The 15,512-nt window shown below is 55.9% G+C and carries 17 protein-coding genes; 8 read left to right on the plus strand and 9 right to left on the minus strand.

Going from position 1 to position 15,512, the window contains the following annotated elements; genetic code table 11:
- Nucleotides 1-69: 69 nt before the first annotated feature.
- Entirely contained in the window at nucleotides 70-129 is a 60-nt protein-coding gene (ypfM, locus tag LOC22_RS04085) for a protein YpfM (protein WP_015572204.1), read from the minus strand.
- 387 nt (nucleotides 130-516) lie between these two features.
- Here ypfM and LOC22_RS04090 point away from each other — a divergent pair, with 387 nt between their 5' ends.
- The 3 genes from LOC22_RS04090 to LOC22_RS04100 are packed head-to-tail and all read left to right on the plus strand — an operon-like array spanning nucleotide 517 to nucleotide 2,226.
- Nucleotides 517-873 (plus strand): ArsC family reductase, encoded by a 357-nt coding sequence (locus LOC22_RS04090; RefSeq protein WP_032649036.1) that lies wholly within the window; start codon nucleotides 517-519, stop codon nucleotides 871-873.
- Nucleotides 874-876: 3 nt separating this feature from the next.
- The gene (gene dapE, locus LOC22_RS04095) at nucleotides 877-2,004 is read left to right on the plus strand and encodes a succinyl-diaminopimelate desuccinylase (protein ID WP_017383496.1); all 1,128 of its coding nucleotides are present in this window, start codon (nucleotides 877-879) and stop codon (nucleotides 2,002-2,004) included.
- 24 nt (nucleotides 2,005-2,028) lie between these two features.
- Nucleotides 2,029-2,226, plus strand: a complete 198-nt coding sequence (locus tag LOC22_RS04100; protein ID WP_000383991.1) for a YpfN family protein — start codon at nucleotides 2,029-2,031, stop codon at nucleotides 2,224-2,226.
- Nucleotides 2,227-2,324: 98 nt separating this feature from the next.
- Here the strand turns inward: LOC22_RS04100 and ypfH are convergent, their stop codons facing one another.
- From ypfH to dapA, 6 genes are all read right to left on the minus strand, one after another.
- Nucleotides 2,325-3,020, minus strand: coding sequence for an esterase (gene ypfH, locus LOC22_RS04105; RefSeq protein ID WP_048973711.1), 696 nt, complete (start codon nucleotides 3,018-3,020; stop codon nucleotides 2,325-2,327).
- A gap of 73 nt (nucleotides 3,021-3,093) precedes the next feature.
- On the minus strand, nucleotides 3,094-5,040 hold the full coding sequence (locus tag LOC22_RS04110) for a tRNA(Met) cytidine acetyltransferase TmcA (RefSeq protein ID WP_230239384.1): 1,947 nt from the start codon (nucleotides 5,038-5,040) through the stop codon (nucleotides 3,094-3,096).
- Nucleotides 5,040-5,909, minus strand: coding sequence for a neutral zinc metallopeptidase (locus LOC22_RS04115; RefSeq protein ID WP_001303362.1), 870 nt, complete (start codon nucleotides 5,907-5,909; stop codon nucleotides 5,040-5,042). The genes LOC22_RS04110 and LOC22_RS04115 overlap by 1 nt, the downstream gene beginning before the upstream one ends.
- A 120-nt stretch (nucleotides 5,910-6,029) precedes the next feature.
- Complete coding sequence (purC, locus tag LOC22_RS04120) at nucleotides 6,030-6,743, minus strand: phosphoribosylaminoimidazolesuccinocarboxamide synthase (protein WP_001171626.1); 714 nt, start codon at nucleotides 6,741-6,743, stop codon at nucleotides 6,030-6,032.
- Between the two features lie 109 nt (nucleotides 6,744-6,852).
- On the minus strand, nucleotides 6,853-7,887 hold the full coding sequence (bamC, locus tag LOC22_RS04125; RefSeq protein ID WP_017383500.1) for an outer membrane protein assembly factor BamC: 1,035 nt from the start codon (nucleotides 7,885-7,887) through the stop codon (nucleotides 6,853-6,855).
- A 16-nt stretch (nucleotides 7,888-7,903) separates the two neighbouring features.
- On the minus strand, nucleotides 7,904-8,782 hold the full coding sequence (gene dapA / locus LOC22_RS04130) for a 4-hydroxy-tetrahydrodipicolinate synthase (protein ID WP_003860542.1): 879 nt from the start codon (nucleotides 8,780-8,782) through the stop codon (nucleotides 7,904-7,906).
- A gap of 145 nt (nucleotides 8,783-8,927) precedes the next feature.
- On the opposite strand from dapA, the gene LOC22_RS04135 reads away from it, so the two are divergent.
- Both LOC22_RS04135 and bcp read left to right on the plus strand, forming a co-directional pair.
- Nucleotides 8,928-9,497 (plus strand): glycine cleavage system transcriptional repressor, encoded by a 570-nt coding sequence (locus tag LOC22_RS04135; RefSeq protein ID WP_000213743.1) that lies wholly within the window; start codon nucleotides 8,928-8,930, stop codon nucleotides 9,495-9,497.
- Complete coding sequence (bcp, locus tag LOC22_RS04140; protein WP_015572198.1) at nucleotides 9,497-9,967, plus strand: thioredoxin-dependent thiol peroxidase; 471 nt, start codon at nucleotides 9,497-9,499, stop codon at nucleotides 9,965-9,967. Before LOC22_RS04135 ends, bcp begins: the two co-directional genes overlap by 1 nt.
- 138 nt (nucleotides 9,968-10,105) lie before the next feature.
- Here bcp and LOC22_RS04145 read toward each other — a convergent pair whose 3' ends face one another.
- Entirely contained in the window at nucleotides 10,106-11,170 is a 1,065-nt protein-coding gene (locus LOC22_RS04145) for an AI-2E family transporter (protein WP_003860546.1), read from the minus strand.
- 220 nt (nucleotides 11,171-11,390) lie between these two features.
- Between LOC22_RS04145 and bepA the strand changes: the two genes are divergently transcribed.
- Nucleotides 11,391-12,854, plus strand: a complete 1,464-nt coding sequence (gene bepA, locus LOC22_RS04150; RefSeq protein ID WP_015572197.1) for a beta-barrel assembly-enhancing protease — start codon at nucleotides 11,391-11,393, stop codon at nucleotides 12,852-12,854.
- Between the two features lie 13 nt (nucleotides 12,855-12,867).
- A complete protein-coding gene (gene arsC / locus LOC22_RS04155) occupies nucleotides 12,868-13,224 on the plus strand; it encodes an arsenate reductase (glutaredoxin) (protein WP_017383503.1) in 357 nt (118 codons plus the stop codon).
- Here arsC and LOC22_RS04160 read toward each other — a convergent pair.
- Nucleotides 13,221-14,045: an XRE family transcriptional regulator gene (locus tag LOC22_RS04160; protein ID WP_230239385.1), complete on the minus strand. Its 825-nt coding sequence runs from the start codon at nucleotides 14,043-14,045 to the stop codon at nucleotides 13,221-13,223. The two genes, arsC and LOC22_RS04160, sit on opposite strands and share 4 nt — an antisense overlap.
- A gap of 145 nt (nucleotides 14,046-14,190) precedes the next feature.
- Between LOC22_RS04160 and celB the strand changes: the two genes are divergently transcribed.
- On the plus strand, nucleotides 14,191-15,510 hold the full coding sequence (gene celB / locus LOC22_RS04165; RefSeq protein WP_015572194.1) for a PTS cellobiose transporter subunit IIC: 1,320 nt from the start codon (nucleotides 14,191-14,193) through the stop codon (nucleotides 15,508-15,510).
- Nucleotides 15,511-15,512: the final 2 nt, after the last annotated feature.

Here is a 15,512-nt window from a genome sequence, read left to right on the forward strand (position 1 = left end):
TATTGTGTGATTCTTTCACACTATGGTTATTTTAGTTAATTAAGTGCTCTTGCATTTCTTACCGGAAATTCATTTACGAAGCATGCCTTCGATAAAATCTTTCCAGTTCCCCAGTTCACGTTCAATCATAACAACCTCTCTTATTATTATGCGCATTCTACGAAAACGTATCATCATTGTGAAGCCACTTTAACCGATTGCTGTGATTGAGCCCCGCTGTGCTGGTAGGTTTAGGATCACTATGAGCGTTGTCGGGTAAATTTTATGTGACCTACAGCAATATTTTGAAATAGTCGGAAAAATGACAGCATTTTTAATTTCCCCCTGAGTTTATTGGCAATTTAAACAGGGTGGACAACTATGCTTAAAAGATGAAAGACTATTCAGCTTACAGCTGTTCGTTGAATTATGGAGAATTGTAAATCCCGAAAAATTCCGAATGTGTTATATTCCACTTAAGGATATATCTTCGAAAATATTGAACATTTAATCCACAAAAGAACAAAAGGATTCACTATGGTTGTGATGTACGGCATTAAGAATTGCGACACGATTAAAAAAGCCCGCCGCTGGCTGGAAGCACACAACATCGACTATCGCTTCCACGATTACCGTGCCGACGGGCTTGACCCCGCGTTTCTCCATTCCGCCATCAACGAACTGGGGTGGGAAGCGCTACTGAATACCCGCGGGACCACCTGGCGAAAACTGGATGAATCTCTCCGGACCACGATCAACGACGCCGACAGCGCAGCCAAACTGATGCTTGAAATGCCGGCAATCATCAAACGCCCATTGCTCTGCAAGCCAGGTCAGCCTATGCTGCTGGGTTTCAGTGAAACCCTTTATTCAGATTTATTCGTTGAGGTGTAGTCTATGTCATGCCCGGTCATTGAGCTGACTCAGCAGCTTATTCGCCGTCCTTCCCTTAGCCCGGACGACGCAGGTTGTCAGGCATTAATGATTGAGCGCCTGCGTGCCATCGGTTTTACCGTGGAGCACATGGATTTTGGCGATACGCAGAACTTCTGGGCATGGCGCGGTCAGGGAGAGACGCTGGCGTTTGCCGGACATACTGACGTAGTTCCCGCAGGCGACGCAGACCGCTGGATCAACCCGCCTTTTGAGCCGACCATCCGCGACGGCATGCTTTTCGGACGCGGCGCTGCGGACATGAAAGGTTCTCTGGCTGCGATGGTCGTGGCGGCAGAGCGTTTCGTCGCCCAGCATCCGAACCATAAAAACCGTCTTGCGTTTTTGATTACCTCCGATGAAGAAGCCAGCGCCCACAACGGCACCGTGAAGGTCGTTGAGGCCCTGATGGCGCGCAATGAACGTCTGGACTACTGTCTGGTGGGCGAACCGTCCAGCACCGAAGTGGTGGGCGATGTGGTGAAAAATGGCCGCCGTGGATCCCTGACCTGTAATTTGACTATTCATGGCGTGCAGGGCCACGTTGCCTATCCGCACCTGGCGGATAACCCGGTACACCGCGCCGCGCCGATGCTGAACGAACTGGTAGGCATTGAATGGGATAAAGGCAACGAATTTTTCCCGCCAACCAGCATGCAGATAGCCAACATCAAGGCCGGCACCGGCAGCAACAACGTCATTCCCGGCGATCTCTTCGTCCAGTTTAACTTCCGCTTCAGCACCGAACTGACCGACGAGATGATCAAAGCGCGCGTGATTGCGCTGCTCGAGAAATATCAGCTGCGCTATACCCTCGACTGGTGGCTGTCTGGCCAGCCGTTCCTGACGCAGCGCGGTAAACTGGTGGATGCGGTGGTGAACGCCATTGCGCACTATAATGAAATTAAGCCACAGCTGCTGACAACGGGCGGCACGTCTGACGGACGCTTTATCGCCCGCATGGGCGCACAGGTTGTCGAACTGGGTCCGGTTAACGCGACGATTCACAAAATCAATGAATGCGTGAACGCTGCCGATTTACAACTGCTGGCCCGCATGTATCAACGTATTATGGAGCAGCTCGTCGCCTGACGGGTGCTTAAAGAGGATTAGCGAATGGACTGGCTTTCAAAGTACTGGTGGATTCTGGTGTTGGTATTTCTGGTAGGCGTGCTACTTAACGTGATTAAAGATCTCAAGCGCGTTGACCATAAAAAGTTCCTTGCCAACAAACCGGATCTTCCGCCGCACCGTGATTTTAACGACAAGTGGGACGATGAAGACGACTGGCCGAAGAAGGACCAGAAGAAGTAATTGTGCACACCCCTCACCCCCGGCCCCTCTCCCCAGAGGGGCGAGGGTTGTTTTGTTCCCTCTCCCTTTGGGGAGAGGGTTAGGGTGAGGGGAAATGTTTAAATAAACTCTACAATATCATCGTCATTCGGCTTACCGCCGCTGAGCGCTTCATCAAAGTAGTGCTTCGGTACGGTATAACGCAGATGATCGAGCGCGAACTGCATGCTGCGATCGTCAATGGCATGCCCCAGATCGTCTACGATATCCAGCGTCACATCTCCGCCCTCGCGCATCAGCGTCTCCTGGGCAGCCACCGCATGCGAAAGCTCAATTACCCGGTCTTCCCCCCCATGAATGAGATGGATCGTGGTCTGCGTGGTCGCGCTTTGCGGTAACGTCGCAAAACGCCCGTTAAAGGCAATCACGCGGGACACCAGTCCGGGCTGCGCTTTTACGCTTTCCAGCGACATGATTGAGCCCTGAGAGAAGCCAATCAGCGCCGTTGCGTCGGCGCCTACGCCGCTCTGCTGCTGCCAGTAACGCACGGTATCGATAAAGGCTGGCATAGCGGCATCAATACGCGCCTGACGATTCTCCTCCGTCACGCCCTCGACGGAAAACCACTGCCGCCCGTCCGGACCGCACGGCTCCACGCCGCCAATGCTGACGATCAGCGCGTGTGGGAAAACGGGTGCAAACCAGCTGCCAATTTGTCCCATATTGACGGCATTGTCGCCCACGCCATGAAACAGAAGCAGGAGCTGTTTAGCAGGTGTATCCGGGCTTTGCACAACAAAATGGTCATGTTTCATGGCGATCTCCTTAATTGATAAGCAGGATTTTACGCCTCTGCGGGGTAATGACCATGCCACTTTACTGAAGAACTCATTGAAAAAATTGCCATTGCAAAATGTCGGCTTTCAGCTGCTGGCTACGGGAGTAATCAAGCCTTTCAAGCGCGTGAGCGGTTTCCTCGCGTAGCTTCGCCAGCAACGCTTTGCGCCCGAAATCGTGCATATTCCCTTCCATTTTCCCCCGCAGTGCCGGAAGTGGCATGTCCACGGCTAACAACAACCGCGTCAGCGCCGCAACCGAAGTTGAAAACGCCCGGTGAGCAAAGGCAAACCCCGCCAGCTCAAGCCAGTCGTCACTATTAAGGGTAGCTTCCCATGCATCCGTCACCGGGATCTTTTCGCCATTCCAGGCCGACAGGACGCGCATATCACGACATAACCGCTGATGCGCCTGTTCGCAGAGCTGATGCCCCGCCTCGCTCAGCGGCAGCAACGCCATCGCCGTATAGCACCCGCTGCTGGCTTCCCGGTAGCTGCCCATTCGCACCAGCACAAACCCGCACTGCCGCCAGAAACGCCACAGCTCGTCGGTATAGCCAAAGCTGACCGAGAGATAATCTTCTCCGCTGGCACTGCGGATCAGCCGCTGGCCGATGCCTTCCCGCTGGCGATGGGGATGCACCGCAATGCGACTGACGCGTCGGCCTTTCAGCGTCGCCGCGAGCGGCGAGCCGCCGTGCGCTGCCAGCGACTGCGCCACCAGATTTCCACGCGGCCGACGAAAGCCCGCCCAGACTGCGCGGCTAAGTTCGGAGGGTAATCCCCCCTCCTCCACCAGCCAGAGCGCGCCCGCGATCTCCGCGCCCGCCTGAGCAACAGCAAAGTGCTGGCCGGGGGCGTCCATCATCCGGCGTAAATCGAGGGGTGACGTCCGGTAGTGCGCGGCACACAGCAGCTCATACACGCCTGCCCCGCGCGCCGGATCGCTCTCCCATATCCCGGGCTCCAGCGACGTTAAACGTACCTCTCCTTCCGGTTTGCGATCGATAAGCGCATCGTCGAACAGCAGCGCGTTCGCCACTATCCGCTCAAGGGGACATCCGGCAGCCCAGCGAACTGGCGTGGATAAGGTATAACGCCGCAGCCCGCTAAACCGGGCGCAGAACTTCAGCAGGAATCCCCTGCCCGTGCCTTCATAACCCTGCACCGTGGTGGTCAGCAACACGCGGGGAAAGCGCGACGCCAGCTTCTCCAGCAGCGGGCCGGGGATGGCGGCCGCCTCATCGACAATCAGCCAGTCAGCTTCTGTTGTGGAGGCCAGCAGCGCATCCGGGGCCATAAAGTGAAAATGTTCCCCGGCGAAACGCGCGATGACATCCGTCGCCCCTTTTGCCGGTGCCGTCACTACTGCACTCCCCTGAATGCCGTTGAGCAACATGCCCGCCAGGGCGGACTTTCCGCGTCCGCGCGGTGCCGTCACGGCGGCCACGCCCGCAGGCATGGTCAGAAGAGCGTCGAGGATCTCAGCTTGCTCGCGCTGCGGTTCACCGCTGGCGGGCTGCCAGGCGGGTAAAACTGGCGCAACGGGAAGGCACAGAGGACGATGTTGATGCCAGACGATGGCATCTGAATCGGCGTCAAGCGTCCGGCAAAAGTGGTGAACAAAGTGCGGGGTGGCGATCGGCTCGGCGCTGTCGCTCCAGCGTAGAGAATCCGCGTCGGGCCTGTTAGCCCAGACGGAGAACGGCGGCACCAGCAGCATCAGAAGGCTTCCGGCGCGCAGGGTCCCGCTGAGGGCGGCGAAGGCCGAGACGTCAAACCCGCGACGCGCGTCAAAAACGGCGTGAAGGTATTCACGTCCCAGCAGGCCGCTGATGGCCTTAGAGGGGTTTTCCTCCAGCCACAGCCAGTCTCCTGGTAACGTATCGCGAAGGATGGTCGCCTGGCTCAACGTCCACGCTTCATCGCCGCTGAGCACCACCAGCCGGCGGTGCCCGGTACGCTGAAGCTGGTTGACCAGCTGTTCAAACCCCAACATCACATAGCTTTGCCGAAGGTATTACACTGCGACGGGTTGCCGCTGTCGAAGCCACGCTTAAACCAGCTGTAGCGCTGCTCTGAGGTGCCATGGGTAAAGCTGTCCGGCACAACGCGCCCCTGGCTCTGCTGCTGCAAGCGATCGTCACCAATCGCCTGTGCGGCATTCAGGGCCTCTTCCAGATCGCCTGTTTCCAGCACGCCCTGCTGCTGCATGCTGTGTCCCCAGACGCCAGCGAAGCAGTCGGCCTGAAGCTCCATGCGTACGGACAGACGATTCACCTCCGCCTGAGAAGCATTCTGCTGCATCTGACGCACTTTAGGCTCAATGCCGAGGAGCTTCTGCACGTGGTGGCCAACTTCATGCGCGATCACGTAGCCCTGGGCAAAATCGCCGTCGGCGCCCAGCTTGCTTTTCATGTCGTCATAGAAGGAGAGATCGATATAGACGGTGCTGTCCGCCGGGCAGTAGAACGGCCCCATAACGGACTGCCCGGTGCCGCAGCCGGTGCGGGTTGCGCCCCGGTACATCACCAGTTTTGGCGGCTGATAAGTCCGCCCCATTTTCTCGAACTGCTGACCCCAGGTATCTTCGGTCGTCGCGAGAATAACGGAAGTAAATTTTGCCGCTTCATCTTCATTCGGGCTGATGGAGCGCTGAGAATACTGCTGCTGTTGCCCGGTTTCACCGGTCATCAAACCGGTCAGGTCGACGCCGTAGTAGCCCGCCACCAGCACGACGACCAGCAGAATAATGCCGCCCTTGCCGCTGGGTAACCGGAAACCTGGCCCGCCCATAGACGGACCACCGCCACCACTGCTGCGTCTGTCTTCTACGTTGTCACTTTCACGACGCCCTTGCCAGCGCATAAACACCTCGAACTATTCCATTTATAATAGATATGATCGTAGGCGGTTAATGAAAGGATTACCATAGTAAACAAGGATAAGACGCCAAAGGATGCCAACATCCTTTGGCAAATGCGCAGTTTAGTCGAGCTTAACGCCTAAACGGTGAGCAACCGCTTCGTACGCTTCGACCACGCCACCCAGACTCTGGCGGAAACGGTCTTTGTCCATTTTATCCAGCGTCTCTTTGTCCCACAGGCGGCTGCCGTCCGGCGAGAATTCGTCGCCCAGCACCACTTCGCCCTTGTACAGACCGAACTCCAGCTTGAAGTCGACCAGGATCAGGCCCGCGTCATCAAACAGCTTTTTCAGCACGTCATTGGCTTTGTAGGTCAGTTCCTGCATGCGCGCCAGGTTCTCTTTGCTTACCCAACCGAAGGTTTCGCAGTAGGATTCGTTGACCATCGGGTCGTGCATGGCGTCGTTTTTCAGGAACAGATCGAACAGCGGTGGATTCAGTTCGATACCCTCTTCAATGCCCAGACGCTTCACCAGGGAGCCTGCGGCACGGTTACGGATCACGCACTCAACCGGCACCATATCCAGTTTTTTTACCAGACATTCCGTATCGGACAGCAACGCTTCCATCTGAGTCGGGATACCGGCTTCGGCCAGTTTGGTCATAATGAAGTGGTTGAACTTGTTGTTCACCATGCCCTTACGATCGAACTGCTCAATGCGTGCGCCGTCTCCTGCTGACGTATCATTGCGGAATTCGAGCACCAACAGATCCGGGTTTTCCGTGCTGTATACGGTTTTCGCTTTGCCACGATACAACTCAGCTTGCTTCTGCATCTTCATTACTCCTGGTGTGATGATTTGTATTCAAAACTGGCCATATTATGCCACGCACACGTTTGCGTAGCACGAAAATAAAAAGGGCTGGATTAACCAGCCCTCACTATTATTTGCTGAATGCGGCCTGGAAGGCAGCGACCAGCGCATCGTTCTGCGCCTGGGTCAGCGTGTGTCCTTTCGGATCGATAAATTGCAGGCTGCTGCGGTTATCGAGGTCGCCAACCTGGATTTTGTAGTCACCGGAAGGCAGCTGTGGATCGCTTGCCCCCAGCTCCTGCCAGGCGCTATCAGACAGCGGCTTATAGGTCGCTGTGATGCTGCCCGTTGAACGGGTGCTGTCGGTCACCTTCATGCCCACTTTTTCAAGCGTTGCTGGCAGGCGCTGCCAGGTCTGGTTAAACGGCGCACGCACCACCAGCATTGGCAGGCCGGTATCGTCTGCACCGCTCTGCACATCAAACGTTGAACCGTTACGGTTCTGCGCGGCGTTTGCGGCATCGGTAGCGTTCTTATCCAGACCAGCGGCAATCACGTTCAGCATTTCAGTGCTGTAGCGCTGCATGGCGGCCGGATCGGCAACCGGTTTACCTGCCTGCTCAAGATTCAACAGCTTAACGGTAACCGCCTGCTGATAACCCTGCGGCTTAACGGAGACTTGATAACGACCACGATACTGCTGGTCTTCATCGAGACGGTTCCACTCAATCCAGTCGGTGGTTAAGGTCTGGCTGGCGTCGTCGCGTTTATCAATCGTATAGTTTTTCGACTGAATAACGCTCACAACCTGCGGCCACAGCGTGGCACCGCGTGCGCTTTCCACCAGCAGAGAGGCCGTATCACCGGTAAACTGCGTGCGCGCGCCACTCACCAGCGCCAGAGGCTGAGCCGGCGGACGAATATCAAGCGCTTTACCCACCAGGCCACTGCCGTTGGTAACCGGAATATTATAATCACCGTTCTGGATCGGCAGGATCATGCCGGCAGGCGCGTGAAGTTCAGCAAGCGGCGGCGCATCCAGATAGGATTCATCACCGCTCACCTGGCGCTTGTAGCGCGAGTCTGAACTACAGGCAGCGAGGAGCATAACAAGCGAAACACCCGCAACCTTCGCCAGGCGCGACTTCTGTACTGAATAAGCCATCAAATCTCCCTAAACTTTACAGCAAACCGGCATGCTTCAGCGCGCCAGCGACAATTTCACGACCGTGGTCGGTAATCGGTGTCATTGGCAGACGCAGCGTGTCGGTTGCTACAAGCCCCAACTCCTTACATGCCCATTTCACTGGGATCGGATTGGGTTCGACAAATAATTTATTGTGCAACGGCATCAGACGCTGATTAATCACGCGAGCTTCATCAAAGTGACCGGCTGCGGCCAGTTTGCACATGTCAGCCATATCACGCGCCGCCACGTTCGCCGTAACGGAAATCACGCCATTACCACCGAGCTGCATAAAGTCCAGCGCTGTCGCATCATCACCGCTCAACAGGATAAAGTCGTCTGAAACCAGCTCTTTGATCTGATGAACGCGGCTTAAGTTCCCTGTCGCCTCTTTAATCCCGATAATATTTTTTACTTTCGAGAGACGGCCAACGGTTTCCGGCAGCATATCGCAACCGGTACGGGACGGCACATTATACAGAATTTGTGGCAAGTCAGTATGTTCAGCGATGGCTTTGAAATGCTGGAACAAACCTTCCTGAGTAGGACGGTTGTAATAAGGGGTCACCGTCAGGCAGCCGACAATGCCGCTGTCGTTAAAACGCTGAGTCAGGCTAATCGCTTCTGCCGTTGCGTTTGCGCCCGTCCCCGCGATGACCGGAATACGCCCGTCCGCCAGTTCCAGGGTCAGCATCACAACGTCGCCGTGCTCTTCGTGGCTCAGCGTAGCGGATTCACCGGTAGTCCCTACCGAAACGATCGCCGAGGTTCCATTGGCGACATGGTAATCAATGAGCTTCTTCATGCTTGACCGGCAGACATTACCTTTTTCATCCATCGGTGTAACAAGCGCGACAATACTTCCCGTGAACATGAGCCATCCTCTGTGCGAACAAGAGCCTCAATGTTACGTTTGGAACTGTAATAAAAGCAAGCGACCTGAGGTTCTCAGGCGGTTGTATGCATGTTTTTTTTATGCTTTCCTTAGGAAGACTTAACCACGCAAAGGAAGAACAGGTTTGACAACCTCATCACAACATTACCTGGTTATCACTGCGCTGGGTGCTGACAGGCCGGGTATCGTGAATACCATCACTCGCCACGTGAGCAGCTGCGGCTGCAACATCGAAGATAGCCGGCTGGCTATGCTTGGCGAAGAGTTCACGTTCATCATGCTGCTTTCCGGAACATGGAATGCCATTACCCTCATTGAATCTACCCTGCCGCTGAAAGGCGCAGAGCTGGATTTACTGATTGTGATGAAGCGCACCACCGCGCGCCCGCGTCCGGCTCTGCCTGCCACGGTCTGGGTACAGGTTGAAGTGCCTGATTCACCTCATCTGATTGAACGTTTCACGGCGCTGTTTGACAGCCATCAGATGAACATTGCCGAACTGGTTTCCCGCACGCAGCCGGGCGATGAAAACGCAATCCCGACGCTGTTTATTCAAATTACCGCACACAGCCCTGCCTCGCAGGATGCGTCAAATATCGAGCAAGCGTTCAAAGCCCTCTGTACAGAATTACATGCGCAAGGCAGTATAAGCGTCGTCGATTATTCGCAGCACGAACAGGATGGAGTTGAGTAATGAACCCACTGAAAGCCGGTGATATCGCACCGAAATTTAGCTTACCGGATCAAGACGGCGAGCAAGTAAATTTGACCGACTTCCAGGGACAGCGTGTTCTGGTCTATTTCTACCCGAAAGCCATGACCCCGGGCTGTACCGTACAGGCCTGCGGTCTACGCGACAACATGGATGAGTTGAAGAAGGTCGGTGTGGAAGTGCTGGGCATCAGCACCGATAAGCCAGAGAAGCTGTCACGCTTTGCGGAAAAAGAGCTGCTGAACTTCACGCTGCTTTCCGATGAAGACCACCAGGTTTGCGAGCAGTTTGGCGTCTGGGGTGAGAAGTCCTTTATGGGCAAAACGTACGACGGTATTCACCGCATCAGTTTCCTGATTGACGCTGACGGTAAAGTTGAGCACGTGTTTGATGATTTCAAAACCAGCAACCACCACGACGTGGTGTTGAAGTGGCTGAAAGAGAACGCGTGATCATTTTAGTGCCGGGTGGCGCTGCGCTTACCCGGCCTACAAGGTAAATGCAAAACGGTAGCATGCGCTACCGTTTTTAGTGTTTGCCCCCTCTCCCCGCAGGAGAGGGTGGGGTGAGGGCATCAGCCCGCACTAAATCTACTTCTCTTCCACCGCTGGCACATCCGGCCACGCGTGGACCACGGCTTTAATCAGCGTCGCCAGCGGAATGGCGAAGAATACCCCCCAGAATCCCCACAGCCCGCCGAAAATCACCACTGACAGGATAATCACCAGCGGATGCAGGTTAACTGCTTCTGAGAACAGCACCGGTACCAGCAGGTTCCCGTCCAGTCCCTGAATAATCAGGTATACGGCGAAACAGCTCCAGAACTCCGTACCCAGACCAAACTGGAACAGCGCCACACCGACTACCGGAATGGTCACCACAAACGCGCCGATATACGGGATCAGAACCGAGAATCCGACCAGCACCGCCAGCAGCAGCGAGTAGTTCAGTCCGAAGATCACGAAGCCAATCCAGGTCGCCACGCCCACCACAATCATCTCCAGCACTTTGCCGCGAATGTAGTTGGTGATCTGCTGGTTCATCTCCTGCCAGACCTGACCGGCGAGACCGCGATTGCGCGGCAGCACGCGGCGTACCGCGTTCAGCATCTGCTCTTTATCTTTGACCAGGAAGAACACCATTAGCGGCACGAGAACAAGGTAAACCGCCAGCGTCAGCAGGCCTACCAGCGAGGCCAGAGAGTATTTCACCACCGAGTCACCCATGGTCATGATGCGGGCGCGCATGTTTTCGGCCATCGCATCGATGATCCCGGCGTCCATCAGCGCAGGATAGCGGCGCGGCAGCGTGGCGGCAAAATCAGACAGTTTATTCAGCATGCCGGGCATATCGCGGATCAGGTAGATCCCCTGTTGCCAGGCGATGGGCATCACCACGAAGGACATCAGCAGCAGAATGCCGACAAACAGCACCAGAACAATGCTGGTCGCCCAGCGCCGGGAACAGCCGATATGTTCCAGACGCGCGGTGGGCCACTCCAGCAGATACGCCAGCACAATCGCTACCAGTAGCGGCGCCAGCAGGCCACTAAAGAAGAACAGGATACCGAATCCGGCAACCAGAATGACCAGCAAAGCAATGGCTTCCGGGTCGCTAAACCGACGCCGATACCACTGCATTAACATTTCGAGCATACAACCCTTCCCTGAATCGAATGGCGGGAGTGAGACGGTGAATTGTATCTAACTGTCACAAAAAAGACTTTCCTTTTTGTTTCACTGTCAGGTTTCGCAAAACCCTGATGAATGGGATTTTCTTCATCTCTTAACACGGCTACACTCGCAGAGCAGCGGAGATGAACGTTATGCGGGTTCATCGGTCAAATTAGCACATCCAACATACAGGACAGTGGTTATGTTCAGGCAGTTGAGAAAAACACTGGTTGCGACACTGATTGCCGCCGTGACGGTGGGTCAGGTGTTGCCCGCTTTCGCTGACTCGTCCGATTCATTGCCGGACATGGGCACCACGGCAGGAAGCACGCTCTCCATCGGGCAGGAGATGCAGATGGGTGATTATTACGTACGCCAGCTGCGCGGCAGTGCTCCGCTGATTAACGACCCATTGCTGGTGCAATACATTAACGGTCTGGGAATGCGTCTGGTGGCGCACGCCGACTCGGTAAAAACGCCCTTCCACTTCTATTTAATCAATAACGACGAAATCAACGCCTTCGCCTTCTTTGGCGGGAACGTGGTGCTGCATTCGGCGTTGTTCCGTTATTCCGATAACGAAAGCCAGCTGGCGTCCGTCATGGCGCACGAAATTTCGCACGTCACCCAGCGCCATCTGGCGCGTGCGATGGAAGATCAGAAGCGTAACGCCCCGCTAACCTGGGTGGGCGCGCTGGGCTCTATTCTGCTGGCGATGGCCAGCCCGCAGGCCGGGATGGCGGCGCTCACCGGGACGCTGGCGGGGACGCGTCAGGGGATGATCAGCTTTACCCAGCAGAACGAGCAGGAAGCAGACCGCATCGGCATTCAGGTTTTACAGCGTTCCGGCTTTGACCCGCAGGCCATGCCGAGCTTCCTGGAAAAGCTGCTCGACCAGGCACGCTACTCGTCGCGCCCGCCTGAAATTCTGTTGACCCACCCGCTGCCGGAAAGCCGCCTCTCGGATGCGCGTAACCGTGCCAACCAGATGCGTCCGGTCGTGGTGCAGTCTTCGCAGGATTTCTACATGGCCAAAGTGAGAACGCTTGGCATGTACAACTCCGGACGTAATCAGCTCACCAGCGATCTGCTGGACGCGCTGGCGAAAGGCAACGTGCGCGAGAAAAACGCGGCGCAGTATGGTCAGGCGCTCCAGGCGATGGAGGCCAGCAAATACGATGAAGCGCGAAAAGCGCTACAGCCGCTGCTGGCGGCGGCGCCTGACAATCCGTGGTATCTCGACCTCGCCACCGATATCGATCTGGGGCAGAAAAAAGCGACCGATGCGATTAATCGCCTGAAAGGGGCGAAAGATCTTCGTAACAATCCAGTATTGCAGCTTAACCTGGCGAACGCCTACCTACAGGGCGGCCAGCCCGGCGAGGCGGTGACCATTCTGAACCGCTACACCTTTAACAATAAAGATGACCAGAACGGCTGGGAGCTGCTCGCCCAGGCCCAGGGGCAACTGGGTAACCGCGATCAGGAGCTGGCCGCGCGTGCGGAAGGTCTGGCGCTGGCGGGTCGTCTCGATCAGGCCATTTCCCTGCTGAGCAGCGCCAGCTCGCAGGTGAAGCTTGGCAGCCTGCAACAGGCCCGCTACGATGCGCGAATCGACCAGCTGCGCGGCCTGCAACAACGCTTTAAGCCGTACGAGAAGATGTAATAAAGGAGAAGTCATGACAGACGCGGTAAAAATTTACCATAACCCTCGCTGCTCCAAGAGCCGAGACACCCTCAGCCTGCTGAAGTCTAACGGCATCGAACCGGAAGTGGTGCTGTACCTGGAGACGCCGCCGGACGCGCAGACTATCCGCCAGCTGCTGAAGATGCTGAACATGGGCAGCGCACGCGACCTGATGCGTCAGAAAGAAGATCTGTATAAGTCGCTCAATCTGAACGATACCAGTCTCACTGAAGATCGGCTGATTCAGGCGATGGTCGACAATCCAAAGCTGATTGAGCGCCCGATTGTAGTGGCAAATGGCAAGGCGCGTATCGGCCGTCCGCCGGAAGACGTGCTCGAGATCGTCTAATCGTTACGCCGCAGCGCTTCCAGAAACGCCTGCGGCGTACGCTCTCCCAGCTTTTTCTGCGCTTTTCCCCGGTTGTAAAACTCACACAGTTGGATCAACAGCTCTCCCATCGGTTCACTGTTCACCCGCGGAATGATTTCGCGTAACGGCACGGTGACCTGAAGAGCGAGATAATACTGTGAATGCACTTTTACGGTGACGTTATGCTCCGGCAAGTTCACTTCTAGCCCAAAAGTCTCAACAGATTGAATATCAGCCGGACAGGCAGCCAGCACCTCGTTCGTCCAGCGGGTCAGCAACTGCGGCGATACGCCAGCATAAAGCCGGGCGTAACACCAGCCGCTGACGGGTTCACGCGCCCAGAGCAGGTGTTGCTCGCCACCGTCGTCCATATGCAGCGACAGCGGCTGATGATGCAGAAACAGCTTCTGCGGCATGATACCGGCCTTCAGCGCCTTTTTGCCCTGCAACGACGCCCCCTTTTGTTTTACCGAAGCTGGTTTGAGGTAGCGGTTCAGGGTCGCGCGGGAAACGGCGATCCCGAGTCCGTCATTCACCAGCAGCAGCAGATCGTCCAGCGGTGCCCCGGTGATATCCTGCAGGGCATTTATCAGTGTCGCCTGTTCTTGTCTCAGCGCTTTGTGTATCACTTTTGGCGTGGTGTGGTTATCCGAAACCTGGTCGCGGTTGCGCCAGCGCCTGACGGTGGTGACCGAGATCCCCAGCTCAACGGCAAGTTCCCTGTCGCTTTTATCTGACTGCTGAAGATAACGACGGATACGCGGCGTGGTGGTGGCGTTGGCATGCAGTTTGATTTCCATCGCGTCTCTCCGGAACTAATCTTATGAGATTTATATCAGAGCAGCGAATGCTTTGTGACCGATTTCACCTTTCGCTCGCCGCGCTTCACTGATAATCCACAGACATAACATAAACAACACCTCTCAATCTTGTACGGAGTTCACAATGAACAATGTTCTGGGATTTCTTGAAGCAAAACTGATGCCGCTGGCGGCGAAAACGGCCCAGCAGCGTCATCTTGGGGCCATTCGCGGCGCCTACGTTTCATTCATGCCGTTTATCATCGTCGGCTCCATTCTGCTGGTGATCTCCTCCTTCCCGAATCAGGCCTATCAGCAGTTTATGTCTCAGGCCTTTGGTGAGAGCTGGAGTGCAATTATAGAGATCCCGTTTAACGCGGTGTTCTCAACCATGTCGCTGTTTATCAGCTTCCTGGTGGCCTACCGCCTGGCTGAGCATTATGGCGAGGACCGCATCTCCTGCGGCATCCTGGCGCTGGTCGCGTTTCTGATCCTGACGCCCTTTATCAAAGTGGCGGAAAACGGCGGCATTACCGTGATGCCGGTGGAGTGGATTGGCAGCAAAGGGCTGTTCGTGGCGATGATCGGTTCCCTGCTGTGGACGGAACTGTTCTGCTGGCTGAAGCGCAAAAAGCTGGTCATCAAAATGCCGGACGGCGTGCCTCCGGCGGTGCAGGAGTCGTTCGCGGCCCTGATCCCGGCCCTGCTGGTGATGATTCTGGTGCTGCTTATCCGCATCATCTTTGAAAACACCCACTATCACACCATCCACCAGTTTATTTATGAAGTGGTTGCCACCCCGGTGCGCCACTACGGCACCTCTTATTTCGGGGCGCTGATGACCGTATTCAGCATCACCATTCTGTGGTCAGTGGGCATTAACTCCGGTTCGATGATCAACGGGATTATTCGCCCGCTGTGGATGGAGAACCAGACCGACAACATCGCCGCGATCCAGGCGGGAACGACGCCGCCGCACATCATCACCGAACAGTTTTTTGACATGATCTGGATGGGCGGCGCGGGCGCCACGCTGTCGCTGGTGATTGCGATGCTGATTTTCGCCCGCAGCAAAAACATGCGCGAAGTAGCGCGCCTCGGTGCGGGCGCGTCGGTGTTTAACATCAACGAACCGATCCTGTTTGGCCTGCCGGTGATCATGAACCCGATCATGCTCATCCCGTTCAATCTGGTGCCGCTGGTGCTGGTCACCGTGCAGTATGCGGCGATGAAAATTGGTGCGGTCGCCGTCACCACCGGGGTGTTTATCCCCTGGACGCTGCCGCCGGTTATCAGCGGCTTTATCGTCACCGGGCACCTGAGCGGCAGCGTGATGCAGCTGATCAACCTGCTGATTGGCGCCATGCTGTACCTGCCTTTCATGCGTATCGTGGATAAACAGTACCGCGCCGCGGAGCTGACTACCGCTACGCAAACCGACACCACCCTTGCAAAACAGGAGTAAAG

It is taken from the genome of Enterobacter sp. AN-K1 (assembly GCF_020971765.1).
Lineage (GTDB): Bacteria > Pseudomonadota > Gammaproteobacteria > Enterobacterales > Enterobacteriaceae > Enterobacter > Enterobacter hormaechei_C.